We start from the raw sequence: 1,614 nt of genomic DNA on the forward strand, positions 1-1,614 counted from the left end.
CACGGCGCCGCCTGCCTTCGCCCGCACGCCGAGCAGGGCCAGCGGCCCGGCATGGCTGGACAGCGGCAGCCACCACCAGCGCCCGCCGGCCAGGGTGTGGGTGCCCAGCCCGCTCGGCTGGTCGTGGCGCCAGGCCCATTCGGCGGCATCCTGCTCCTGCTCGTCGAGGCGGGCCGCGCTGCCGGCCTCGGTCTGCAGCGCGCCGCTGCCGCTGCGCCCGAGCAGGCAGAACTCGAGGTCGCGCCAGCCGGCGAGCTGCTGCAGGGCGGCGTCGAGCACCGCCTGGCGGTCGGTGGCGGCGCCGAGCTTGCGCGACAGTTCGAACAGGGTGGCGGTTTCCGCTTGGGCGTCGCGCAGGGCGTCCATCTGCCGGCGCTGGCGCGCGGCCAGGTTGCCGGTGAGCACCGCCATCACCAGGAAGAACAGCAGGGTGAGGATGTCCTCCTGGCGGTGGATGGTCAGCGAGAAGGTCGGCGAGATGAACAGGATGTCGTAGGCGATGAACGACAGCGCCGCGCACAGCAGCGCCGGGCCCAGGCTGCTGCGCACGCCGACCAGCAGCACGCCGAGGAGGAACACCAGGGAGATGTTCGGCAGCGCCAGCACGTGGGAGACGCTCCAGGCCGCCGCCGTGGCGAGCAGGGTGGCCAGCGCGGCCAGCAGGTAGTCGGTCAGGCGCCCCGCCCGTGGCAGCGGCGCGCTCGGCGACGGCTCGCCGCCGGTGTTGAGGATGCTGATCTCCAGGTTGCGGCCCAGGCGCAGCAGACGGCCGACCACGCCGCGGGAGAAGCCGGGGCGCAGCAGCCAGGGCCGGCTGGGGCCGACCAGCAGCACATTGGCGCGGCGCTCGACGGCGTGCTGCACCAGGGTGCCGACGACATCGCCGGCACGCAGGTTGACCACCTCGCCGCCGAGGTTCTCGGCCAGCTGCTGGGCCGCCTGCAGCTGGCGGCGCGCGGTCTCGTCGAGCACCGCGCCGGTGTCCACATGCACCAGGCTCCACGGCAGCTGGCGGCGCTGCGCCAGACGGCAGGCATGGCGCACCAGATGCTCGGCCAGCGCGTTGCCGTCGACTGCGACCAGCAGGCGGCCGAGCACGGCCGGCGCTTCCTGGCCGTGCTGGCGGTAGCAGCGCTGCAGGTCGGCGTCGACGCGGCTGGCGGCGAACTGCAGGGCCAGCTCGCGCAGCGCGGTGAGGCGCTCCAGGCTGGCGAGGCTGTCCGGCAGGCGGGCCTCGCCGTGCTGCAGGCGCTCCAGCAGCTCGCGCGGCGGGCGGTCGACCAGCACCAGTTCGTCGGCCTCCAGCAGCAGCCAGTCGGGCAGCGTCTCGTGCACCTGCAGGCCGGTGAGCTCGCGCACCTGGCTGTTGAGGCTTTCCACATGCTGCACATCGAGCGTGGCGTACACGTCGATGCCGGCGGCGAGCAGCTCCTGCACGTCCTGCCAGCGCCGGGCATGGCGGCTGCCGGGCGGATTGGCCCGGGCGAGGTCGTCGATCAGGGTCAGCGCCGGCGGGTCGGCCAGCAGGCCGTCGAGGTCCAGCGTGGCGCGCTGGGCGCCGTCGCGGCGCGGCGGCTGTTGCGGCAGGCTGGCGAGCAGGGCCGCGCTCGCGGC

The 1,614-nt window shown here is 74.7% G+C and carries 1 protein-coding gene; it reads right to left on the reverse strand.

Translation table 11 applies throughout. The annotated features are described in order from the left end of the window. A partial coding sequence (locus E5198_RS21105; protein WP_136491855.1) for a DUF4118 domain-containing protein occupies nucleotides 1–1,614 on the reverse strand: 1,614 nt, incomplete at both ends.

Source organism: Pseudomonas sp. A-1, assembly GCF_004801855.1.
Taxonomy (GTDB): domain Bacteria; phylum Pseudomonadota; class Gammaproteobacteria; order Pseudomonadales; family Pseudomonadaceae; genus Geopseudomonas.